Annotated in this window: 19 protein-coding genes and 1 pseudogene; 15 read left to right on the forward strand and 5 right to left on the reverse strand. The window is 57.8% G+C overall.

All coding sequences use genetic code 11. The annotated features are described in order from the left end of the window. Positions 1-80: 80 nt before the first annotated feature. From codA to IGS16_RS08455, 5 genes are all read left to right on the forward strand, one after another. On the forward strand, positions 81-1,361 hold the full coding sequence (codA, locus tag IGS16_RS08435) for a cytosine deaminase (RefSeq protein ID WP_297084955.1): 1,281 nt from the start codon (positions 81-83) through the stop codon (positions 1,359-1,361). Between the two features lie 132 nt (positions 1,362-1,493). After that, a complete protein-coding gene (locus tag IGS16_RS08440; RefSeq protein WP_297084956.1) occupies positions 1,494-3,023 on the forward strand; it encodes a SagB/ThcOx family dehydrogenase in 1,530 nt (509 codons plus the stop codon). Positions 3,024-3,167: 144 nt separating this feature from the next. Continuing rightward, positions 3,168-3,419 carry a 30S ribosomal protein S16 gene (rpsP, locus tag IGS16_RS08445; protein WP_068510770.1) on the forward strand — a complete coding sequence of 84 codons (252 nt, stop codon included), beginning with the start codon at positions 3,168-3,170 and terminating at the stop codon, positions 3,417-3,419. Between the two features lie 4 nt (positions 3,420-3,423). Then, positions 3,424-3,807 (forward strand): KH domain-containing protein, encoded by a 384-nt coding sequence (locus IGS16_RS08450; protein WP_297084957.1) that lies wholly within the window; start codon positions 3,424-3,426, stop codon positions 3,805-3,807. 152 nt (positions 3,808-3,959) lie between these two features. Further along, positions 3,960-4,913 (forward strand): PhoH family protein, encoded by a 954-nt coding sequence (locus tag IGS16_RS08455; RefSeq protein ID WP_297084958.1) that lies wholly within the window; start codon positions 3,960-3,962, stop codon positions 4,911-4,913. 43 nt (positions 4,914-4,956) lie between these two features. Here the strand turns inward: IGS16_RS08455 and IGS16_RS08460 are convergent, their stop codons facing one another. After that, complete coding sequence (locus IGS16_RS08460) at positions 4,957-6,213, reverse strand: hypothetical protein (protein WP_297084959.1); 1,257 nt, start codon at positions 6,211-6,213, stop codon at positions 4,957-4,959. A 371-nt stretch (positions 6,214-6,584) separates the two neighbouring features. Here IGS16_RS08460 and IGS16_RS08465 point away from each other — a divergent pair. Together IGS16_RS08465 and IGS16_RS08470 are read left to right on the forward strand one after the other, a co-directional pair. Further along, positions 6,585-6,812: pseudogene (locus IGS16_RS08465) on the forward strand (photosystem I reaction center subunit IV); the annotation flags it as partial. 414 nt (positions 6,813-7,226) lie between these two features. Next, entirely contained in the window at positions 7,227-8,075 is an 849-nt protein-coding gene (locus IGS16_RS08470) for a DNA-formamidopyrimidine glycosylase (protein WP_297084960.1), read from the forward strand. A gap of 5 nt (positions 8,076-8,080) precedes the next feature. Here the strand turns inward: IGS16_RS08470 and hemW are convergent, their stop codons facing one another. After that, complete coding sequence (gene hemW, locus IGS16_RS08475) at positions 8,081-9,316, reverse strand: radical SAM family heme chaperone HemW (RefSeq protein ID WP_297084961.1); 1,236 nt, start codon at positions 9,314-9,316, stop codon at positions 8,081-8,083. Between the two features lie 240 nt (positions 9,317-9,556). Here hemW and IGS16_RS08480 point away from each other — a divergent pair, with 240 nt between their 5' ends. From IGS16_RS08480 to IGS16_RS08490, 3 genes are all read left to right on the forward strand, one after another. Continuing rightward, positions 9,557-10,645: a PIN/TRAM domain-containing protein gene (locus IGS16_RS08480; RefSeq protein ID WP_172353436.1), complete on the forward strand. Its 1,089-nt coding sequence runs from the start codon at positions 9,557-9,559 to the stop codon at positions 10,643-10,645. 59 nt (positions 10,646-10,704) lie between these two features. Continuing rightward, on the forward strand, positions 10,705-11,457 hold the full coding sequence (locus IGS16_RS08485) for a class I SAM-dependent methyltransferase (RefSeq protein WP_297084962.1): 753 nt from the start codon (positions 10,705-10,707) through the stop codon (positions 11,455-11,457). A 355-nt stretch (positions 11,458-11,812) separates the two neighbouring features. Beyond that, entirely contained in the window at positions 11,813-12,367 is a 555-nt protein-coding gene (locus IGS16_RS08490) for an NADPH-dependent FMN reductase (protein ID WP_297084963.1), read from the forward strand. 62 nt (positions 12,368-12,429) lie between these two features. Here IGS16_RS08490 and IGS16_RS08495 read toward each other — a convergent pair whose 3' ends face one another. Both IGS16_RS08495 and IGS16_RS08500 read right to left on the reverse strand, forming a co-directional pair. After that, on the reverse strand, positions 12,430-12,915 hold the full coding sequence (locus IGS16_RS08495; RefSeq protein WP_068510758.1) for a 2Fe-2S iron-sulfur cluster-binding protein: 486 nt from the start codon (positions 12,913-12,915) through the stop codon (positions 12,430-12,432). 153 nt (positions 12,916-13,068) lie between these two features. Further along, positions 13,069-14,007: a hypothetical protein gene (locus tag IGS16_RS08500; protein ID WP_297084964.1), complete on the reverse strand. Its 939-nt coding sequence runs from the start codon at positions 14,005-14,007 to the stop codon at positions 13,069-13,071. Positions 14,008-14,496: 489 nt separating this feature from the next. Between IGS16_RS08500 and IGS16_RS08505 the strand changes: the two genes are divergently transcribed. The 5 genes from IGS16_RS08505 (at position 14,497) to IGS16_RS08525 (ending at position 20,159) form a co-directional block, all read left to right on the forward strand. Continuing rightward, the gene (locus tag IGS16_RS08505) at positions 14,497-15,483 is read left to right on the forward strand and encodes a LysR family transcriptional regulator (RefSeq protein WP_068510754.1); all 987 of its coding nucleotides are present in this window, start codon (positions 14,497-14,499) and stop codon (positions 15,481-15,483) included. Between the two features lie 235 nt (positions 15,484-15,718). Then, positions 15,719-17,251, forward strand: a complete 1,533-nt coding sequence (locus tag IGS16_RS08510; RefSeq protein WP_367185758.1) for a protein kinase — start codon at positions 15,719-15,721, stop codon at positions 17,249-17,251. Between the two features lie 29 nt (positions 17,252-17,280). After that, complete coding sequence (locus tag IGS16_RS08515) at positions 17,281-18,882, forward strand: ABC transporter substrate-binding protein (protein WP_297084966.1); 1,602 nt, start codon at positions 17,281-17,283, stop codon at positions 18,880-18,882. Between the two features lie 111 nt (positions 18,883-18,993). Continuing rightward, positions 18,994-19,719 carry a pyridoxine 5'-phosphate synthase gene (locus IGS16_RS08520; RefSeq protein WP_068510750.1) on the forward strand — a complete coding sequence of 242 codons (726 nt, stop codon included), beginning with the start codon at positions 18,994-18,996 and terminating at the stop codon, positions 19,717-19,719. Positions 19,720-19,832: 113 nt separating this feature from the next. Then, positions 19,833-20,159 carry an MgPME-cyclase complex family protein gene (locus IGS16_RS08525; protein WP_297084967.1) on the forward strand — a complete coding sequence of 109 codons (327 nt, stop codon included), beginning with the start codon at positions 19,833-19,835 and terminating at the stop codon, positions 20,157-20,159. Positions 20,160-20,306: 147 nt separating this feature from the next. Here the strand turns inward: IGS16_RS08525 and IGS16_RS08530 are convergent, their stop codons facing one another. Further along, the gene (locus tag IGS16_RS08530; RefSeq protein ID WP_297084968.1) at positions 20,307-21,986 is read right to left on the reverse strand and encodes a SulP family inorganic anion transporter; all 1,680 of its coding nucleotides are present in this window, start codon (positions 21,984-21,986) and stop codon (positions 20,307-20,309) included. Between the last annotated feature and the right edge of the window lie 108 nt (positions 21,987-22,094).

Consider the following 22,094-nt stretch of genomic DNA (forward strand, 5'->3'; position numbering starts at 1 on the left):
TGGTCTGGTCAACGGCTTGGCAATTCATCAGAATTGCTCAGAGTAGACTAGGGAAAGTTTCGCCACACGACTTTCCTGCTATGCCTGAATCTGCGCCTGAATCTGCTTCTGCATTGCTGTTGCGCCGGGGTCGGTTGCTATATCCCGATCGCCCTGATGAATTGGTCGATATTGCCATCGAAGACGGCACCATCACGGCGATCGCCCCACAGCTCCCGCCCGCGGCTCCGCATCAGACCGAGCTAGAGCTACAGGAGCAGGTTGTCAGTCCGCCCTTTGTGGAGTCGCACATTCACCTAGACTCGGCGATGACGGTGGGCGATCCCCGCTGGAACCAGAGTGGCACGCTATTCGAGGGCATTGAGATTTGGCGAGAACGCAAGCAATCGCTGACGCTGGAAGACGTGACCGAGCGGGCGATCGCCACCCTAAAGCAGCAGGCTCAGCAGGGCGTGCTGTTTGTCCGCAGCCATGCCGACGTGAGCGAACCCACGCTGACGGCGCTTAAGGGGCTGCTGGCAGCCCGCGAGGCCGTGAAAGACTGGATGACGCTGCAAGTGGTCGCCTTTCCGCAAGACGGGGTGTATGGCAGCCCGAAAAACGAGACGCTGATGGAAGAGGCGCTGCTGATGGGGGCAGATGTGGTCGGCGGCATTCCCCATTACGAGCTAACGCGAGAAGACGGCGTACAGTCGATTCACAAGATTTTTGAACTGGCGGCCCAATATGACCGGTTGATCGACGTGCATTGCGACGAGATCGACGATGAGCAATCCCGATTTCTGGAAGTGATTGTGGCCAATGCAATTCGCACGGGCATGGGGTCGCGGGTAACGGCCAGCCACACCACCGCGTTCCATTCCTACAACAATGCCTATGCCTTTAAGCTGATGGGCTTTTTGCAGCGCACGTCGATCAACTTCGTCGCCAACCCGCTGATTAACATCACCTTGCAGGGACGCGCCGACACCTACCCCAAGCGGCGCGGCGTGACGCGGGTCAAGGAACTGTGGCAGCAGGGGCAAAATGTCAGCCTTGGCCACGACTGTGTGCAAGACCCGTGGTATTCCCTCGGCACAGGCAATATGCTCGATGTGGCCAGCATGGCGGTTCACATTTGCCAGATGACGGGCGTTCCAGAGATCGACGCCTGCTACAACATGGTGACGTGGAACGGCGCAAAGACCCTCCACCTCGAAGATCAGTACGGTATTGCGGTGGGCAAACCTGCAAATTTGATCGTGCTAGATGCGGGCGATCGCTACGATGCCATCCGTCGCCGCGCCACGATCCGATACGTCATCTCACGGGGCAGGCTCATCGCCCAGACAGAACCGCCGCAACCGCAGTGGAAACTTTAGGGGCAACTTTAGGGACAACTTTCGCCTGGATTCACCAAATCACCAAATTTGTAAGAATTGCTCTCGTCGAACTGAGTTTGGGGTGTCAAGATCGTAGAGCAGGATGGATTGTGGAACGCTACGGTGGAAACCATGCCAGATCAACGCCGCTCGATCGCCCAGCACTTTCACGATCGCACCAAATATGATCCCACGACGCTGGCCAGCAAGACCCAGCAGCTTGACTGGCGCAACCAGCCTGTTCCCTTTAAGGAATACAAAATCGGCACAGCCTATGACCTGAAACCCTACCTCAACGCCGAACCCGCGCTAGACAATGGAGACAAGCAGTGGCAGCGGCTGGCTCGCTTCCTGTTTTGCAGCTACGGGCTGACGGTGAAAATGACCATGCTGAACGGCGAAGCGGTCTATCTGCGGGCGGCTCCATCGGCGGGCGGGCTATACCCGGCCGAGGTTTACCTGATTTCGCGAGGCACGCCCCAACTTCCCGCAGGGCTGTATCATTACCAGACCCAGACCAATTCGCTGCTGCACTTTTGGGAAACGGAAGCCTGGAAGCCGCTTCAGGAAGCCTGTTTCTGGCATCCGGCGCTGGACGCGACCCAGATGGCGCTGGTGGTGACGGTGGTGTTTGGACGATCGGCCTGGCGCTATCAAGACCGGGCCTATCGCCGAATTTTTTTGGACGCTGGGCATTTGTTGGGCAACATCGAACTGGCAGGAGCCATCAACGACTATCGTCCCCACCTGATTGGCGGCTTTCGCGATGAGGCGGTGAACCAGTTGATGTATCTGGACGCGGCGCAGGAAGGGGCGATCGCCATTGTTCCCCTAGCCGACCTGTGGGATATCGACCAAAACCTGCCGCCTACCTCAACAGCGCTCCCCTCCGCTATCCAGACTGACTATCCCGACATTCCCGACGGCAAGCTGCTCAGCTATATGCACCAGGTCACGCAGATTAGCGGCGAGCCTGTCTCCGACCGTCTGCCCTCTGCCCGCGCCGACAGCGATCCAGATCAATACAACTTTCCGTTTTGCCTGAAGGTGTCGATGGAAAGCGGGGCGATCGCCTGGGGCGACCATCTGGCAGAGCTAGAAAAGACCATGCTCAAGCGTCGCTCCACCCGCGCCTACAGCGGAGCCGATCTGACCCTGGAAGAACTGCGCCTGCTATTAGATTTTACCTACCAGCCCGCTCACTACCTGGATCAGGGACTCGACCGATCGCCCGACTATTTCGACCTCAGCCTAATCGAAACCTTCATCGCGATTTCCGGCGTGGAGGGGCTGGAAGAGGGTTGCTACTACTACGCACCCAAGGCCCAGGAGCTTCGCCAGATCCGCTTCAAAAACTTTCGGCGAGAGCTACACGCCCTTTGTCTGGGGCAAGACCTGGGACGCGATGCAGCGGCGGTCTTGTTTCACACAGCAGACTTGCAGCGGGCGGTTGCCCAGTATGGCGATCGCGCCTATCGCTACCTGCACATGGATGCCGGACACTTAGGACAGCGCCTCAATCTGGCGGCCGTGCGATTAGGCCTAGGAGTCAGCGGCATTGGCGGATTTTTTGATGATCAGGTGAACGAGGTGCTGGGCATTCCCCCTGATGAGGCAGTGCTATACATTACGACGCTCGGCCGCGGTCGGGCCAGCGAGTAATCCAAATAAATCCAATAAAGTAATCCAAGTTAGTTGCAAAAGCTATCACAAAATGCTTTTGCACAGTGAGCCTTGGCATAGTAGAATAAGAGACTGGACTGCGGCAAGTTTTTGTGAATTACCCCAGGAGCAAATAGTTCAAGCATGGTTAAGCTGCGTTTAAAGCGGTACGGCAAAAAGTTTGAGGCGAGCTACCGGATCGTCGCGGTGAAGAGTACGTCTCGTCGCGATGGTCGCCCGCTAGAAGAGTTGGGCTTTTACAATCCCCGGAGCGACGAAGTAAAGCTCAATGTGCCTGCTATCATCAAGCGCCTGAAAGAGGGCGCTCAGCCGACGGATACCGTCCGCCATATCCTCGAAAAACAAAACGTTTTTGAACAGCTTAAGGCTCAGTGAGGTCGTGTCCGACGCAACTGCTCCCGATTTGCCAGATTCTGCTGCGACTCCTGATTATGTGGGTGTCGTGAAGTTTTTGCTAGAGCCATTTTTGGAATCGCCAGCATCGCTAAAAGTCGATTGTGAGGTGCTGCCTCGCAACTCTAGAGTCTTGGTGCGTGTTGCGTTTGACGGCGAAGATCGGGGGCGGGTGTACGGTCGCGGCGGACGGAATATTCAAGCCATTCGGACAGTGTTGCAGGGAATTGCGCGAGCCTCTGGCTACTCTCTTCATCTGGATGTGTTTGGCGGGCAGCCTGCGGGTCGAGACGAAGGTGGGCGAGAAGCTCCGTCTGATCGTCGTTCTGGCTCTGCTAAGCCGATGCCCCGTCGATCGCGCCCTCGATAATGCCCGATATTGTCCGAATATTGCCTGAGATTGCCCAACAATGCTCGACGCTGCGCCTTCAAATTTCTTCAAATTTTGAGGCGCGTTTTGAGTTTTGAGCCTAACTTCAATCCTCTCGCTTTCGCCTATGCCCTTCTATCCTGACCCGCTGCATGGGTAATTCTGCCATCGTTCCGTTTCCCAGCCCCGAAAGCGCGATCGCCCTTGCAGGCTACCAGGAAGAAAACCTGAAGCTGCTGGCTCGTCAGACGGGGGCAACGGTTGTGATGCGGGGACAGGAGCTCCTGATTTCAGGAACCGAGAGCCAGGTTGAACTGTGCGAAAAACTCGTGCGATCGCTCGAACCTTACTGGGGAGCAGGAAAAGCCGTCACTCTAGCAGACATTTTCACCGCGCGTCAGGCGCTCGACACTCGTCGGCAGGGGGATTTAGAGGAACTCCAGCGAGACGTGCTGGCCCGCACGCGCCGGGGTGACGAGATTCGCGCCAAAACGTTTCGCCAGCGGCAATATGTCCAGGCTATTCGCACCCATGACCTGACCTTTTGCATTGGCCCAGCGGGAACCGGGAAAACGTTTTTGGCGGCAGTGCTAGCGGTGCAGGCGCTGTTGTCCAATCAGGTGGAGCGGCTGATTCTCACCCGCCCAGCGGTCGAGGCCGGAGAGCGGCTCGGCTTTCTGCCGGGCGACTTGCAGCAAAAAATTGACCCATACCTGCGTCCGCTTTACGACGCGCTGTATGAACTCATCGACCCCGAAAAAATTGCCGGACTAATGGAACGCGGCGTGATCGAGGTGGCGCCCCTGGCCTACATGCGCGGGCGCACGCTAAACAATGCCTTTATCATCCTCGACGAAGCGCAAAATACCACGCCAGCCCAAATGAAAATGGTGCTGACCCGGCTGGGCTTTCGTTCCAAGATGGTGGTCACGGGCGACGTAACGCAGACCGATTTGCCCGTAAACCAGCAGTCTGGATTGGCGATCGCCGAAAAAATTCTGCGCCATGTCGAGGGCATCGCCTTTTGCAATCTTTCCAAGGCGGACGTGGTGCGCCATCCCCTGGTGCAGCGGATTGTGGCAGCTTACGAGCAGCATGAAGGGTAGTGGAGCCTTAAGGTGATGGCGGGTTGACGTACCCCATCGCACTCTATGACTCCGGCTCCTTTCGCGCCCGCTTCGCCTGAATCTTCCGCAGTTCTGCCAAGGTGGCCGCTGGATCTGGCAGAGCCTCGGTCTGGGGCTGGGGCGACTGGCTCAGGTTGAGCGGCGGCTGGGTGGCGGCGGGCAGCGTGGGCTGGGCGATGGGAGCGGGCGAAAAGGCGTTTTCTGGCAAGGAATGTTCTAGAGGCGAGAGAAACGCGACAGGCAATGCCGGGTTGGGCGCGTAGGGAGCAATCACGTGCGGGTTGGCAGGGCAATTCTGGGGTCTGGGGTTTGGGGGATGAGAGGGCGATCGCCCCTCAATTCGAGCGGCCCGCTGGCTCTGCGCTCTGGACTGGGCATGAACGCGCAGATAGCTTAGGTAATCCTGCGATTGGGGCGCTTGCGGAACTTGCGGCGATTGAGAACCCCGAGCATGGCTGGCAGGGGGCGCGGGCGCAGACTCGGCGTTTGCAGCGGAGAGGGCTGCGTCCATCCAGGGCTGGCGGCTGGGCAGGGGTGGCAAACGCGCTGGGTCTTGGATAGAGTCGGATGCGAGGGTGGCGATCGCCTCTAGTTCGGCCGCGATGGTGCTTTTGGTGGGCGATCGCAGTTTTCTGCGCCCTATTGGCTGAGACAGCGACTGGGGCTGCTGAAACCGCCGCGACAGCAGCAGACAGCATCCCGCACAACTCACCGCCAGCAGCCCAAAAGAAACGGCTGGAGACGCAGGTTTTTGCCGATCGAGCCGAGTCGCCCGCAGCACGGCTTCTACCCCAGTCGGGTCGGGCTGCTCCTGCTGGGACGACAGTTCTGGATTCATTAGGCCCGTGACGGCAATGCCAGCACAGAGCAGCGTAATCACCCAGACCCCGCTCCAGAAGATCGTGGGATGCTGATTCAACAACTTCCCCAAAAATCGGACAGGGGGTAGCGCAAGCACCGCAGAATTTCCTGAGCGGGACGCTGGGGGGAATAGCGGCAAGGTCGGGTCGGGCGGCTGCACTGCACTCGCGTCTTCGGTGTTCGGGACTTCGGACTGGAGTGGGTCAATCGCCGCAGCGCCAGCAGACCACCCGACCGCAGGCCACTCCGGAGCCGAGGAATTCAAAAAACCTGAATCTGCGGTTTGTCCGTTGCCGATTTGCCCGTCATGACCGTCTTCAGGCTGTTCTGCAAATTGTGCCTCGAATTGTGCTTCAAATTGTGCTTCAGGTTGTGCTGCAAACTCTGGCGCTGCTGAGCCGTGCGGAACCCTATTCATAGCTGTTGCGGAGCGCTACCGCTCTGTGGGGGAAATCTGCCTGCGGCAAACGCTATACAGGCGTATTGATTACCCGCTATTTTAAGCGCATCCCGCAAATCTCAACAGCAATTTTGCTCTGGCTTCTGCGTTTGCGATAGGGAGCCAGCAGAGGGACGAGAGGCGCAACACTCGTTCAAACCCAGACACGTTAGGCAATAAAACTTAAACCTTGATCTCGCCAGATGGCTACGTGGGAGTAGTACGCTGAAAATCAAACTATGAAAAGTCATTTCTCCTGCGCCCAAAAGGGTCGGCCCTGACCGCTCACGCTGGGACTGCATCTGTAGAGATGGCCTCCAGGATGATTAATCAGCTAAGGAAAAGCACTCATGGTTGAACGCGGTTCAAAAGTTCGGATTCTCCGCAAAGAATCTTATTGGTACAACGATGTCGGCACGGTTGCTTCGGTCGATCAAAGCGGCATCAAGTACCCGGTGATCGTCCGGTTTGACAAGGTGAATTACAACGGCTTCAGCGGCAGCGCCAGCGGCGTGAACACCAATAACTTCGCCCTCAGCGAACTAGAAGAAGTTGCGCCTGCGCCCAAGTCTGCCAAAGCAAAGACGGCTGCGGTGCCCCCCAAAGCGCCTGAGCCGACCGATGCGCCCCACAAGGCCGAAGGCGAAGGCATGTCCTGATTACCGGGCACGTCCTGAAATTACACAAGTCCTACAATGACCCTGAATTACCAGGGCAGTTTCGGGTTTCCGAGAGGGGTTAGGTCGCTAATCTGTCTGGGAAACCCGAATTTTTAGCAGGACTCGGCAGCAGCAGGACTCGACAGCAGCAGGATTCGACAGGAAAAGATCTCAGGATTCGACAGAAAAAGATCTAAAGATCTGTAGTAGGACACCTCAGTAGGACACCTCGCTTTTTTGCCCCGCTTTTTCGTCAGAGTTCGCTAGAGTTTGAGAACTAGGCGCGATCGCCCTCCTCCCGTTTTCTACTGGGCATCGCAACGGTTCTCCCCCATGCCCGAACTCCCTGAAGTAGAGACAGTCCGCCGAGGGCTAAACCAAACGACGCTCAGCCAGCCAATTGTCGGGGCGGATGTGCTACTCGATCGCACGATCGCCCATCCCGCTTCGCCCACTGAGTTTGGTGCAGGGCTACGGGGGCTGGCGATCGCCCAGTGGCGGCGGCGCGGCAAGTATTTGCTGGCGGAACTGGTAGACACAGCACACCAGCCCGCTGGCTATCTCGGTGTGCATCTGCGGATGACGGGGCAGTTGCTCTGGGTGGCGCAGGATGCTCCATTGCAAAAGCACTGTCGAGTACGGCTGTTTTTTCCGGAGAACCGAGAACTGCGGTTTGTAGATCAGCGCACCTTTGGGCAACTGTGGTGGGTTCCGGGCGATCGCCCGCCGGAATCCGTCATCACCGGCCTACAGTCCCTGGGTCCAGAGCCGCTTTCCGACGATTTTTCGGTAGACTATCTTGTCCAGTGGCTACGCGGCCGCCAGCGCCCCATTAAGAACGCCTTACTAGACCAATCCCTCGTCGCAGGCATTGGCAACATCTACGCCGACGAGGCCCTGTTTCTCAGCGGCATCCGCCCGCAGACCCTCTGCGCCCGACTGAAGCCAAAGCAAATTCAGCGGCTCTACCACGCCATTCGAGACGTGTTGCAAACGGCGATCGCCAACAATGGCACCACCTTTAGCGACTTTCGTGACGTGCAGGGCATCAACGGCAACTACGGCGGCGTGGCGTGGGTCTACAACCGCGACGGCGAACCCTGCCGCGTATGTAGCGCCCCGATTCTGCGGCTCAAGATGGCCGGGCGGTCGGCACACTATTGCAAGAGGTGTCAGCGCTGAACCTGTCACTCGCTCAGCGTCTCAAACAAATCCGACAGCACGACGTTGGAGAACAAAAAGCCCTCCGGGTCAGTCAGGCGAATGCGGGATGGCGTTTGCTCGACCCAGCCACGCTGGGCGTGGGGTTGCAGACCGGCGAGAATGCGGGCGATCGCCCCCTTGCCAAACTCCAGTTCTAGCCTGGGCAAATCCAGCCCGTCGGCCAGGCGCAGCCCCAGCATCAGCGTATCAAGTAGCCGTTCCTGGGGGGGTGTGGTGGGATGCGCCAGCCTGCCGCCTGCGGACTCCAGCGCATCGACCCACTGAAAATATTCGCGGCGGGTGCGGGGGCGGCTAAAGCGTTGGTGGTCTACGTAGCTGGCCGCACCCATGCCAAAGCCATAGTAGGGGCGATTTTCCCAGTAAACCCGGTTGTGGCGACACTGATAGCCTGAGCGAGCGTAGTTCGAGATTTCGTAGTGCTGGAAGCCGCGCTGAGTCAAAACCTGCCGGGCGAGGCGATACATCTGGGCGGTAGCTTCGTCAGTCGGGAGAGGCGCTTCGCCAGGCCGATAGCGCTGGGCAAAGGCCGTGCCCGGTTCCACGGTGAGGTCGTAGATCGACAGGTGGGCGGGGTCGAGGGCGATCGCCCGATCCAGATTTTCCTGCCAGCGCTCTAGCGTCAGGTGCGGCAATCCCGAAATCAAGTCCAAGCTGTAGTTGTCTAGCCCAGCGCGGCGAATCAGGTCTATTGCCAGGGGAATGTCCTCTGGTCTGTGGGTGCGGCCGCAGGCTTGTAGCGAGTCTGCCTGAAACGACTGCACGCCTAAGCTAATACGATTGACCCCGGCAGCGACGTAGCCCCGGACATGGCTGAGGTCAAAGGTGCCAGGGTCCATTTCCATTGAAATTTCTGCCTGCGTCGCGATGCCGAAGTGCTGATCGAGCCTCGTCAGCAGCCGATCGACCTGCGCCACCGATAGCAGCGAAGGCGTGCCGCCGCCAAAGAAGATAGTTTCTAGCGGCGATCGCCCCTCTTGCCCAGTGACCAGGATTTCTCGCTCCAGCACCTCAACATACTGGGCAATGGTTCCCGATGTTTCGCCACGAGCGCGATCGCCCACCACTGAAATCGGGAAGTCGCAATAAAAACAGCGGCGACGGCAAAAGGGAATATGGAGATAGGCCGCCGTTGGCAATTCGTCTTGAGGTTTGCTTTTAGAAGCGGCAGGCGAAACTGTTGCGATCTGTTGGGCTGCCATTGCTAGAGGAATCTTCCGGTGTAAAATCGGGCGATATAATGGGCCTGTGCATGACGCGCCAACCCGCTGCATCGAGCTTGCGACCATCTCCGGGCTGGCTAGCCTGACAAATCTCTCACCTGGCGATCGCCCCTCAGTGCGCTCGTTCTCTTCACCCTCCCCTCACTTGCCATTCTCTCGCGACTTCGGAACCGCGACCTCTGACCGCGCCGCCTTTTCTCCAGCGTTTCACTGGAACCTATGCTTGACGCAATCATCATTCTTTCATTCATTGTAGCGGGCGCAGGGATCGGCTATTTCAGCGTCGATTTGCTGCCGATGGACGCGCTCGACCAAGTGACGAACCGCGAGGGACTGGGCCTGGTGACGGGTGGCTTTGGCGGGCTGCTGGGGCTGGCGCTGGGGCTAGTGGCGCAGACCTCCTATCGGCGCGTCGAGCGGCAGGTGCGCGAAATGCCGGTGGATATGCTGCTCAGCCGTTCAGTGGGGCTGGTGCTGGGGCTGCTGGTGGCGAACCTGCTGCTGGCTCCGATTTTTCTACTGCCCATTCCGACCGAATTTGCTTTTATCAAGCCGCTGGCCGCGATTTTGGGCAGCGTAATTTTCGCCTTTTCTGGAGTGAATCTGGCTGATGCTCACGGGCGATCGCTCCTGCGCCTGATCAACCCCAACAGCGTTGAAACCTTGCTGGTGGCTGAGGGCACGCTCAAGCCCGCTGCGGCAAAAGTTCTAGACACAAGCTGCATCATCGACGGACGCATCGAAGATATCCTGGCGACGGGCTTTATCGAAGGGCAAATTCTAGTGCCGCAGTTTGTGCTGCAAGAGCTTCAGCAGGTGGCAGATGCCTCCAGCGACCAGAAGCGGGTGCGCGGGCGGCGCGGGCTGGATATCCTCAACCGCATTAAGGAAGCCTATCCCGACCGCATCGCCATCCACCCGGCCGACTATGACGACATTCCCACCGTCGATGCCAAGCTGGTGCGGCTGGCGCAGGATATTAACGGAATGCTGCTGACCAACGACTATAACCTCAACAAGGTCGCGAGTTTGCAGCAGGTGCCTGTGCTGAATATCAATGACCTGGCCCAGGCGATCCGCCCGACCTATCTGCCCGGAGACACCTTCGACCTGAAGATTCTCAAGCAGGGCAAGGAACCCGCACAAGGCGTGGGCTACCTCAACGACGGCACGATGGTCGTGGTGGAGGAAGGGGGCGACTATATTGGCGATGAAATCTGCGTGCTGGTGACGGGGGCGCTGCAAACGTCGGCAGGGCGCATGATCTTTGCCCGGCCGGAGCAATCTTCGGCGGTGCCACGCGGATAGCACAGGGCGAAAGTTTCGCTGCAAGTCTTGCTGTCAAAGGTTGATCGAGTGAGTGAATAATGGCAAAAGATCGAGCGGCTGGGTCGTCGCCAAAAGGCCCGTCCGGAAACAGTCTGGCGGGCTTTTTGGGCGATCGCGCTGACGAATGGCAGCCCCAGCTTGCGGCTGTTGCCCGCCGCTTTAACCAGGAATATCAGCGGGAGCCGTTTGACCTGCCCGCCGAAGTCACCGAAATGCCGATCTATCAAGAATGGCAGGCGGGTCTGCTCACCGCAAAAATCGCCTCGCCCTTTTGGGACGTTGCCCAGCCCAAAAAGCAGCAGCGCTGTCTGGACATTGGCTGCGGCGTGAGCTTTCTGATCTATCCCTGGCGCGACTGGGAGGCTGTGTTCTATGGGCAAGAAATCAGCCAGGTGGCGCGAGACACGCTCAACGCCCGCGGCCCCCAGCTCAACTCCAAGCTGTTCAAAGGCGTGCAGCCTGGCCCGGCGCATCAGCTTCAGTACGAAGCGGATCAGTTTGACCTAGCGATCGCCACTGGGTTTAGCTGCTACTACCCGCTGGACTATTGGAAAGCCGTCCTGACCGAGGTGCAGCGCGTCCTCAAACCCGGCGGCATGTTTGTGTTTGATGTGATTGATCCTGATTCGCCCCTGGCCGAAAACTGGGCCATTTTGGAAACGTATCTGGGAGCAGAGGTGTTTCTGGAACCCCTCAGCGCGTGGCAGGATTTGCTGAAAGCTCACAGAGCGCAGGTCATGAAAAAACAGCCCGGTGAACTATTTCATCTCTACCGGGTCAAGTTTAGCTAAGGGTTTGGATTGAAGCCGTGCAAAAACGGAGGAGTTCTCGTATGATAGCAGTGATTGCTACAATGAGATTAGTTTTTTATATCTAAAAATTTATAAAAATAAGTTATGCTCATGGAGAAACAAAGAAACTTCAAGAAGGGGGTGTCACCCCTCATCCTCTAGATGGCATAATGTGATAAGTAGATGCACCCTGATGGTTGGGAGGGCTACCCGTAGTCCCTCCCTTTTTTTGCGTTTTTGCCCCTGAAGCCCCTTGCCGCGAAGCCCTGACCCGACCAGCAAGACATACTCATACCGAGTTCGATTTAGCTAGAATAGAGGCAAGTCGATACAGAGGTTAAAAAAGGTTAACGCAATGGTCAAAATTGTGGGTATTGCTGGGAGTTTGCGTCCAGGTTCCTATAGTCAAAAAGCGCTGGCGATCGCCGCTGAGCGAGTCCGGGCGTTAGGAGCCGAGGTAGAAATTCTGGATCTGCGATCGCTCCATCTCCCCTTTTGCGATGGCGGCGACGACTATTCCGACTATCCCGATGTAGCCCGCTTGCAGCAAGCGTTTCGTCAAGCAGACGGCATCATCCTGGCAACCCCGGAATATCACGGCAGCGTCAGCGGCGTGCTGAAAAATGCCCTCGACCTGATGGGCTTTGAAGAATTTACCGACAAGGTAGTGGGCAACATCAGCGTCCTGGGCGGCCAGCCCAACAGCAACGCGCTCAACGACCTGCGAACCATCCTGCGCTGGGTTCACGCCTGGGTGATTCCAGAGCAAGTGGCGATCGGGCAAGCCTGGAAAGCGTTTGATGCCGAGGGTAACCTGACCGACGAAGCCCTCTCCAAGCGCTTTGATGCCTTTGCCAAAAGCCTGGTTGAAAACACCCGCAAGCTGCGCTCCGTCGCTGTCTCGGTTTGAGCAATCGGGGTTGAGGGGTTAGGCTGTGGAACAACGGCTGACCCCTGCCCCTCGGAACTCATCTATGCCTCACTACTGTTGGAAAAGTACTCTGACACTCTGAAGGTCGGCGTGGCTTCCAGTTGCTTCATCATGGAGCGAGTAATCAGCTTGCCCTCCTCTACCAGCACTTGACCCGTGATGGGGTGCAGCAGGTTTTGTTCTGCCCGCCGCCCGATCAAGACCTCAATGTCTTGCAGCGAGTTGATGTACATCCCGGCCGGTAGCTCGACAGTGACACCATTGCCCTGGACGCGGGCCTGGCAGGCAAGCCGGGAGTTTGGGCGGCAGGTGGTAATGACTTCCAGGGTGCGCTGTTCTCGGCGGTTGATCGGCGAGAGCTGGTTCATGCCTTCGGTGACATAGACATGGCAGGTGGCGCACATGCCCCGTCCGCCGCATTCGCGTAAGACATCCAGATCTTTGTTAATTAAAACAGAGAGCAAGTTGCCGTTGGTTTCGACTGAGGTTTCTTGAGCAATCGGTTCCAGGCGGACAGTTTTAGCCATGACGGGTTCTCCAGAGGTTAGCTATCAAAACGGGAAGCAGAGGAAAAAAGTACACAGAATTAAGGGGGCTACGCTGAGGCAGGCATCGCCCTGAGTCAGGAAAATAAGGGCGATCGCCCTTCAGCAAAACTGCATCTCTCTAGCGAGAAGAACCTAGAGGGATGACAGCGCCAGAAACGCCTTTTGGCGATCGTCCAACACACCCTGATCCAGCAGCACCGAAAAGTCCCGCATCACACGAGAGCATCGCTGGATAAAAGCGTGAGTCCAGTCCTGAACCCCCTGCTGCTGCTCATCGCTGAGGGTCTGCGATAGGGCGCTTGGCACATCGCCGGTATAGGTGATCCGGGCAGCACGATCGATTTCAAAATTGTTGAGCCACTCCATCGCCGGACGGCTCGATCGCCAGTAGTTGGCTACCACCGTCGGCCCCAGATAGTGCGTGGTGAACTGGCTGATTTGATTTACCGCAGTCAGCAGTTCCTTGAGCGTAGGCGCAGGCGCATCGGGGGGCAACGCCGCAGCATCCACAGCAGCTTCAGAAACAGGCGAAGACAAGACCGGATCAGGGGCAATAGACTCTGAAGAAACAGGTGGGTAGGTGGGGACCGCCTCAGGCTGGGCGGGGAGCGGAGCGGGCCTGTGCCAAGGGGCAGAGGGAAGGGAGGCGGATGGGCCAGTTGAGCCGGTGGGCTGCCAGTAATTTTGGTTTGACAGGGAGAGATTTCCAGCAAGCAAGCGAAAGGTGGCGATCGCATTGGTCAGATCATGCTTTAGCTCTGCCCGCAGTTGGTGAATGAGCGGCGCGTAGGTTGCCAGGACTAGCTCGCCAGTCGCCAGCACCAGCAAGATCATGCCGTGATCAAATTTGTAGATATAGGCACGATGCCCGCTAAACTGAAATTCAAAATACTCAAATCCAGGGGGTGTCGTTTGCACGACCTGCTGAATCCCTTGGGCTAGCGCCTCTTTCTGCTGAAAGTTGAGGGTTTGATCAACCCCAAAAAAGTAGGGTCGCGATCGCCCATCCATCAGGGCAATCCCAGCGACACCGGGTTGATTCAAAAACTCTTGGACGACCTCCCGCTTCATAAGTTGCTCTAATGCTGCTCTAATACTAAAGGATTCCTAAAGTGGCGCTCTCAGGCAGCGCAGGTCATCAAATCGATACGTTAAGGTTCATTAAAAAAATCCAGCCTGATTTAGCTTGCCTCAATTTGCCCAACTTTTTCGCCTTTTTCTCATAGGATGTTGTTTACTGAATGTTTATCTACACCGATGCCCTAGAAAGGGACATTCTGTAGTCCAATGATGTCAGGTGTGGTCGAACGCACAAGACCCATGCTCCACGCTCAGGCTATCTGGCTGCGTCCTAGCGCTCAAGCGTTTGTCACCCCAAGAGCCAGACGCGCCGCCAAAATCAGGATTTCGGGGAATGCTGTCGGTTTGATCACGTTGCAGAATTGACCCATAAGTAAGGCAATGCTGCACCGCTGAGAGGTTGATATTTGAGACGGTTGATCATTTTTTCATGCTTCAGGTTCATACTCCCGGTTCATTCTTTTGTTAGGCTTAGCAGTCATGGCTGACCTTCCTTTCACACTGGATCAGTTACGGATTCTCAAGGCGATCGCCGCCGAGGGGAGCTTCAAACGAGCGGCCGACAGCCTCTATGTGTCGCAGCCTGCCGTGAGCTTGCAGGTGCAAAACCTGGAGCGCCAGTTGGATGTACCGCTGTTTGACCGGGGCGGGCGGCGGGCCCAGCTTACAGAGGCGGGGCATCTGCTGCTTAGCTATGGCGATCGCATTTTGTCCCTCTGTGAAGAAACCTGCCGCGCCATCGAAGACCTACAAAACCTCCAGGGCGGGACGCTGATCGTCGGGGCCAGCCAGACCACCGGAACCTACCTGCTGCCTCGCATGATCGGCGTGTTTCGCAAGCAGTATCCCGAAGTCGCTGTCCAGCTTCACGTCCATTCCACCCGGCGCACGGCCTGGAGCGTCGCTAACGGGCAGATCGACCTAGCGATTATCGGCGGAGAAGTGCCTCCCGAATTACAGGAATCTTTAGAAATTATTCCCTATGCCGAAGACGAACTAGCACTCATCCTGCCCGCCTATCACCCGCTGGCTCGCCAGGGCATCGTGCAAAAAGACGACCTCTACAAGCTCCAGTTCATCACCCTCGATTCGCAGTCCACCATCCGCAAAGTGATTGATCAGGTTCTCACGCGCAGCGGCATTGAAACGCGCCGCCTGAAGGTGGAAATGGAGCTCAACTCTATCGAGGCCATCAAAAACGCGGTGCAGTCAGGGCTGGGCGCTGCCTTTGTCTCTATTTCAGCCATCGAAAAGGAGCTGCAAATGGATGTGCTAAAGCGCACCCGCATTGAAGATGTGGTGGTGAATCGGATGCTGTCGGTGATTGTTAACCCCAACCGCTATCGCTCCAAGGCGGCCCAGGCCTTTATTGAAGAAGTGTTGCCTCAGTTTTCCACCCATGTTTCGACCCCTGCCCATGACGGGCATGGATCGATGGCGGCAGCGGTCTTGCCCGTCGAAACCTGAGCCTGGGATAGGGACGACGATACAGCATTTTCTTACGGGGTGGGGCACGCACCGCCCTTCCCCCACACCGCCCTGACAAGGTAAGGGCTTCTTGCCGATTCTCGTCCCTCACTAGCTTCCAAAAATCCTGTGGTTTGATGGGCGGCTGACCCGTCAGGGTTCGGTTTTACCTATCCGGGTTAACCTATAGCTGTAGGGTTCGCGTGTGTTCACCCCTGTCAGCTAGCCGCGCCGTATGGAAGTTTATTGCACCCGTTTTGGCTGTCCCCGCCCGCAAAATCACTTTATGGATCTGGACGATTCAGCAACCCTGCGGACGGTGCAGCAGAAGTTTTGCACCACCTGCGGAATGCCGCTGCTGTTGCAGGGGAGATACATCCCGCAAAAGCTGCTGGGGAAGGGCGGCTTTGGGGCAGCGTTTTTGGCGCGCGATCGCTACACGCCCGCCATGCGCCGGTGTGTCGTGAAGCAATTTCAGCCGTCGGGCGACCTCAGCCCCAACCAACTCCAGGTGGCCCAAACGCTGTTTCAGCGCGAGGCTGAGGTTCTAGAGCAGCTTGGCAGCAACCATCCCCAAATTCCTGATTTGCTTGCCTTTTTTGAGCTAGAGGTGCCTAGCCTAGTGCCTGGAAAAACGGATCGGTTCTTCTATCTGGTTCAGGAATTCATTGACGGTAAAGATTTAGAGCAAGAACTGGAACAACGGGGGGCGTTTTCAGAGTCTGAAGTGCTGGAGGTGTTAGAGGAAGTCCTCAAGGTGCTTGACTACGTTCATGCCAACGGCTCAATCCACCGCGATATCAAGCTGTCGAACATCATGCGGCGGCGGGATGGGCGGCTGTTTTTGCTGGACTTTGGCGCAGTCAAGCAGGTGACGACCGCGGCAGTCAGCACGGGCGGCAGGGCTTCTACAGGGATTTACTCGATGGGATTTGCGCCGCCGGAGCAGATGCGGGGCGACCAGGTGTATCCGGCGACGGATTTGTATGCGCTGGCGGTGACCTGTATTACGCTGCTGACGGGCAAACAGCCCAACGAACTCTACGATGCCTATAGCAATCACTGGAACTGGCGATCGCACTTGTCTACAGCAGTGAGCGATCGCCTAGCGGACGTACTGAACAAAATGCTGCTGCCCACGCCTAGCCAGCGGTTTCAGTCGGCCCAGGAGGTGCAGGATGCGCTGGGAGCCGCGTCGCTAGCGCACCATCCCGTGCAGATTACGCAACCCAGTCAGGGCTTCCCGGTTACCGCAGCGCCACCAGCCACGGGGCAAACGTCTCTGCAATCGGCTCCGTCTGCCCCGCCTGCGCCCGTTTCTCCGCCCCCTGCCCCACCTGCGCCCGTTTCTCCACCCCAGCCTGCTGCTGCCCCGCCCCCTGCGCCGACGGTTGCGCCGTTTTCGCTCATGGAGTTTTTGGGTGGGGCGCTGTTCACGGGCTTTGAGGGCGGGCTGGTGGCGATCGCCCTGCTCAGCCTATTGGGGACGACGATTGTCAGTCCGGTGTTTTGGGTGCCGCTGTTGGGAATCGTGATAGGGCTGATTTTTGCCCAGTCGCGCCGCTGGATCGAGCGCAACGATTTACTCATCATCGCAGGGATCACGCTGGCGCTGGTGGCGTTTACACCCCTGAGGAGGGGGCTGGCGATCATTGCCACGCCATCGCTGCCCAATATTTTTATGTTGGCCATTTTTGCCGGACTGCTGGCCGTTTTCGTCGGAATTATATTCAGACTGGTTTATCTGGCGCTGTCGCGAGTCTTGTAGCGGCGGGTGCATCGCCCTTGTGAGAAAGTATGTCTAGCCAACGGGAAACGGAAACACCGGCATTGGTTCTTTCGCTGTTAATCACGCTGGGCGTGGTGGTGGCTGGGCTATGGTGGTCGGCCGATCATCTGAAAATGGCGCATTTGCTGTCGGTTAGCACGCAGCCGCGCCCTACAGAACCAGACGGACTCTCGCCCAACGAGGTGCTGGGGCGCATCAGCAGCGGCGAGCGGCTGTTGATTCAGGCGGGCGCGTCGCCAGAGAAGCATCAGGGCGTGCAGGCGATCGCCGCTGGAAATTCTCGCCAGGCCGCAGCCTACTTTGCCGCCGCGCTCCAATCCACGCCCAACGACCCAGAGGCGCTGATATACCTGAACAATGCCCAGATTGGCGCAAACCCGGCCTATGCGATCGCCGTCTCCGTGCCCCTCAGCCAGGATTTGAACAGTTCGCTGGAGGTGCTGCGAGGCGTAGCCCAGGCGCAGCAAGAAATTAACCAGGGCGGTGGAATTGGCGGTATGCCGCTGCGGGTGATCATTGCCAACGACGAGAACCGTCCTGCTGTGGCGAGGGCGATCGCCCAGGCCTTGGCTGCCAATCCTGCTGTGTTGGGTGTGGTGGGTCACGCCAGCACCGAGGCAACCCTGGCGGCTGCGGAGATTTACGAAGCGGGGCAACTGGTTGCCATTTCGCCCCTCAGCACCGCCGTTGAACTGGCCCACGCCGGGGCCTATACCTATCGCACCGTGCCCAGCGATTTTGTAACCGCCCGTGCCCTTGCCGATCATTTGCTCAACCAGATGCGGCAGCAAAAGGCCGCCGTCTTTTTCGACTCGCGCAGCCGCTACAGCCAGTCGCTCAAGGCAGAATTTGGGACGGCGCTCTCCCTCGGCGGTGGGCTAGTGGTGCGAGAAATCGACGTGTCGCAGTCTACCTTTAGCGCCGCAGACAGCATTCAGCAAGCAACCGCCCAGGGCGCGACGGCGCTGGTGCTGCTGACCGATGGCGACCAGCTTGACCGGACGCTGCAAGTGGTGCGGACAAATGGTGGGCGACTGCCCCTGCTGGCGGGCGGCGACGTATACGCGCCGAAGACGCTGGAGGTGGGCGGGCCAGAGTCTGTGGGCATGGTGGTGGCGGTGCCGTGGCATATTCTATCTGCGTCGCAGGCGGCGTTTGTGGAGCGATCGCGCCAGCTTTGGCGAGGCGACGTAAACTGGCGCACTGCCACGGCCTACGATGCGGCCCAAACGCTGATTGCTGCGCTGGAACAGGCTCCGAACCGGGCAGGCGTGCAGCAGGCGCTCCGCTCCCCCGACTTTTTTGCCAGCGGCGCAACGGGAACGGTGCGATTTTTGCCAACGGGCGATCGCAACCAGGGCGTACAGTTGGTCACCGTGCAGCCAGGCCTGCGATCGGGCTTTGGGTTTGACTTTGTGCCGCTGGGCCACGCCCTGCCTGCTGCCGTGCCTGCGCCAGTCCCCCAACCAGTTCCTCAACCCGCTCCCGTCTCTATCCCCGTCTCAGCGCCCAGCCCAGCATCACAACCTTTCCCTGTGCCTGCCCCGCCATCCAATCCTATAGAAACGCCCGCCCCCGATGCTCCCCCTGCGCCCAATGCCGTCGGTTAGGAGCCTTGCACACCAATCCCTGTGCCTTGGCGTGGCATGATGGAGGAGGGGTGCAGCGGCTGTGTCTGCTGTGGTGCCCCGCTGTAATCCAACGAGTTGGAGCGTTTAGCCTTGCCTACGCTGGGTGTCAATATTGATCACGTCGCCACAATTCGGCAGGCGCGGCGCACGGTAGAACCCGACCCGGTAGCGGCGGCCGTGCTGGCAGAGCTAGCCGGAGCCGACGGCATCACAGTTCACCTGCGGGAAGATCGGCGGCATATTCAAGACCGAGACGTGCGGCTGCTGCGGCAGACGGTGCGGACGCATCTGAACCTGGAGATGGCAGCCACAGACGAGATGGTGGCGATCGCCCTCGATGTTCGCCCCGACTACGTAACACTCGTGCCGGAACGCCGCGAGGAAGTGACCACCGAAGGCGGCCTCGACATCGCCGGACAAAAAGACCGGATGCTGCACGTCGTCAGCACGCTGCAATCGGCGGGCATTCCTGTCAGCCTGTTCATCGATGCCGACGCAGCCCAGATTGACGCTTCTGCTGCGGTCGGGGCACAGTTCATCGAGCTACACACCGGCCGCTATGCCGAAGCCCACGACGAGCAGAGCCACGCCCATGAACTAGCTGTGCTGGCGCGGGGCTGTGAGCGGGCGATCGCCGCTGGGCTGCGCGTCAATGCAGGGCATGGACTCACCTACTGGAACGTGCGTCCCGTGGCTCAGTTTCCCGGTATGGAAGAACTCAACATTGGTCATAGCATCATTAGCCGTGCTGTCCTCGTGGGCATGGATCGGGCCATCCGCGAGATGAAACAGGCGATGCTGGGGCTGCTGGGATGAGAAAATCAGAAGCGGAGTGACGCAGCTACAAGGGCTGGTTCCCTTCTCTCTACCCCAAACTCTCCTGATTCCAATTCTCCAAATTTCAATTTCTCCAATTCTCAAATACGTCTATGACCACCTATCACTTCATCCTAGCCAGTGAAAAATTTTTGCTCCAAGAGGAGCCGCTTGACGAGTCGCTGCGGGAGCGCACTCGCCACTATGCCGAAACGGGCAAAGAAATCGATTTCTGGCTGGTGCGGGAGCCTGCATTTCTGGAAGCAGCGGAGATGAGCGAATTTAAGGCAAAATGTCCCCGCCCTGCGGCAGCGGTGATTTCGACAAATCCGCAGATGATTACTTGGCTCAAGCTGCGCCATGAATATGTGCTGGTTGGCCAGTTCGAGGCTCCTTCGGCGGGGATTCCCGATCCGCTGGCATCGCTGTCGGCCGTCTAGAGAACGTTCAAAACTCGATAAGAAAAGCACAAAAAACCCCGGATCTCTTTGAGAATCCGGGGTGATTCACCGTTTTGGAAGGGAACGGCTTTCTGTAAAACGCCGTGAATAAAACGCGAATCAGACGCTATGAACGCGAATCAGACGCTATGAAATAGAGCGATGGCTTAGCCCCTTGGGATAGCTGCTGACCGTGCTCACGGCCATCCGCAACGCATCTGTGCGGTCAGTAAACAGATGCTCATGGGGCAACAGGTTAAAAACACCGAGCTTTTCCAGACGGCGCTTGACCTTACCCGCTGCGCCAACGAGGTAGACCTGGCGACCCTTCTCCACCGCATCGCGAATCGCGTTTTCAATTTCCAGCGAGGCAGTCACGCCCATGTGAGGCACGTCGCTCAGATCCATCACCAGCGCGTCGCAGTCGCCCAGGGTGTTGTGCTGGCGGGCGATCGCCTTCGACACCCCAAAAATCATCGGCCCGCTCAGATAGAACAACTGCACCCGACCGTTTGCCTCGTCCAGCAGGCGCTTTTCTTCGTCATTCAGCACCACATCATCATCCGTGTCGCTGATAACCTTTACTTCCTGAGAATGCAGCTCGCTAAGACGCTCGATCGTCAGGATATTGGCAATAAACACACCCACGCCAACCGCCACAATCAAATCCACAAACACGGTCAGCAGCAGCACACCATACATGATGATGGAGCCGCGGGTCGAAACCTTGTGCGATCGCTTCAAGAAGCTCCAGTCCAGGATATCCAGCCCGACCTTGAGCGCAATCCCGGCCAACACAGCCATCGGAATGGCGCGAGTATACTGCGCTGCCCACAGCAGCACAACTAGCAGAATCACTGCCCGCGTCAGCCCCGACAATGCTGTCTTTGCGCCCGTTTGAATATTCACCACCGTCCCCATCGTCGCGCCTGCACCCGGTAGCCCGCCGCATAGCCCCGACATCACGTTGCCAATACCCTGGCCAATCAGCTCCTTGTTAGAATCATGCTCGGTTCGGGTGAGGCTATCGGCAATTACGGCGGTCAGCAGTGTGTCGATGCAGCCTAGCATTCCTAGCATGGCCCCATCCACAAGCATCTTGGTCATTAGACCTGGCGTGAAAGTCGGCACTTGCAGCGTTGGCAGCCCCATTGGGATCTCGCCAATACGCGGGATATCCGCACCCGGAAACAGCATCAGCGATGCCAACGTACCTACAATCAGCGCTACCAACTGTGGCGGGGCATAGCGCTTCAGCCTGCGTGGCCACAGGAAAATGATGCCAAGCGTCAAGCCACCGAGGATGGCCGCTGCGGGATTGATGTTTGCGAGCAGCGTGGGCAGATTGGTGACCGTGCCCAGCACACCCCCTTTGGGAGCCTTTTGCCCCAAAAATGGCGCAATTTGCAGAATGATCAGAATCACGCCAATGCCCGACATAAAACCGGAAATGACGCTGTAGGGCATCAGCGTAATGTACTTGCCCAATTTGAAAACACCAAACAGGATTTGAAAAATGCCTGCCAGCATCACCACCGTGAACGCCATTGCCAGGCCATTCTCTGGGTCGGCGGCCACCAGTGAGGCAATGACGGCCGTCATAATCACAGTCATTGGGCCGGTGGGTTCTGAAATCAGAGTCGGCGTGCCGCCAAACAGCGCTGCGAAAAAGCCCACACAGACTGCGCCATAGAGACCAGCGATGGGCCCTGCGCCAGAGGCAACGCCGAACGCTAGTGCCAAAGGCAAGGAAACAATAGCAGTGGTTAAGCCACCAAAAAGGTCGCCTTGCAAGTTCCTAAAATGAATGAGATTGGTAATTTTCATAGGTATAAAAACAAGGTTGCTGAATCAGCAGTGGCTAACTCAATCAAACATATAGCTTCTAGTCTATACAAGGCATTTTATTCATAGACATTGAGCTATGACCCAAGC

The organism is Thermoleptolyngbya sp. C42_A2020_037 (genome assembly GCF_015272455.1).
Taxonomy (GTDB): domain Bacteria; phylum Cyanobacteriota; class Cyanobacteriia; order Elainellales; family Elainellaceae; genus Thermoleptolyngbya.

What these genes read in the sequence shown, in the direction of transcription:
- IGS16_RS08530 (WP_297084968.1), bottom strand. Translation starts at nt 21,986, where the DNA reads ATGAAAATTACCAATCTCATTCATTTTAGGAACTTGCAAGGCGACCTT.
- IGS16_RS08455 (WP_297084958.1), top strand. Translation starts at nt 3,960, where the DNA reads ATGGGTAATTCTGCCATCGTTCCGTTTCCCAGCCCCGAAAGCGCGATC.
- IGS16_RS08480 (WP_172353436.1), top strand. Translation starts at nt 9,557, where the DNA reads ATGCTTGACGCAATCATCATTCTTTCATTCATTGTAGCGGGCGCAGGG.
- IGS16_RS08490 (WP_297084963.1), top strand. Translation starts at nt 11,813, where the DNA reads ATGGTCAAAATTGTGGGTATTGCTGGGAGTTTGCGTCCAGGTTCCTAT.
- IGS16_RS08495 (WP_068510758.1), bottom strand. Translation starts at nt 12,915, where the DNA reads ATGGCTAAAACTGTCCGCCTGGAACCGATTGCTCAAGAAACCTCAGTC.
- IGS16_RS08460 (WP_297084959.1), bottom strand. Translation starts at nt 6,213, where the DNA reads ATGAATAGGGTTCCGCACGGCTCAGCAGCGCCAGAGTTTGCAGCACAA.
- IGS16_RS08500 (WP_297084964.1), bottom strand. Translation starts at nt 14,007, where the DNA reads ATGAAGCGGGAGGTCGTCCAAGAGTTTTTGAATCAACCCGGTGTCGCT.
- IGS16_RS08515 (WP_297084966.1), top strand. Translation starts at nt 17,281, where the DNA reads ATGTCTAGCCAACGGGAAACGGAAACACCGGCATTGGTTCTTTCGCTG.
- rpsP (WP_068510770.1), top strand. Translation starts at nt 3,168, where the DNA reads ATGGTTAAGCTGCGTTTAAAGCGGTACGGCAAAAAGTTTGAGGCGAGC.
- IGS16_RS08470 (WP_297084960.1), top strand. Translation starts at nt 7,227, where the DNA reads ATGCCCGAACTCCCTGAAGTAGAGACAGTCCGCCGAGGGCTAAACCAA.
- codA (WP_297084955.1), top strand. Translation starts at nt 81, where the DNA reads ATGCCTGAATCTGCGCCTGAATCTGCTTCTGCATTGCTGTTGCGCCGG.
- IGS16_RS08505 (WP_068510754.1), top strand. Translation starts at nt 14,497, where the DNA reads ATGGCTGACCTTCCTTTCACACTGGATCAGTTACGGATTCTCAAGGCG.
- IGS16_RS08440 (WP_297084956.1), top strand. Translation starts at nt 1,494, where the DNA reads ATGCCAGATCAACGCCGCTCGATCGCCCAGCACTTTCACGATCGCACC.
- IGS16_RS08485 (WP_297084962.1), top strand. Translation starts at nt 10,705, where the DNA reads ATGGCAAAAGATCGAGCGGCTGGGTCGTCGCCAAAAGGCCCGTCCGGA.
- hemW (WP_297084961.1), bottom strand. Translation starts at nt 9,316, where the DNA reads ATGGCAGCCCAACAGATCGCAACAGTTTCGCCTGCCGCTTCTAAAAGC.
- IGS16_RS08510 (WP_367185758.1), top strand. Translation starts at nt 15,719, where the DNA reads ATGGAAGTTTATTGCACCCGTTTTGGCTGTCCCCGCCCGCAAAATCAC.
- IGS16_RS08525 (WP_297084967.1), top strand. Translation starts at nt 19,833, where the DNA reads ATGACCACCTATCACTTCATCCTAGCCAGTGAAAAATTTTTGCTCCAA.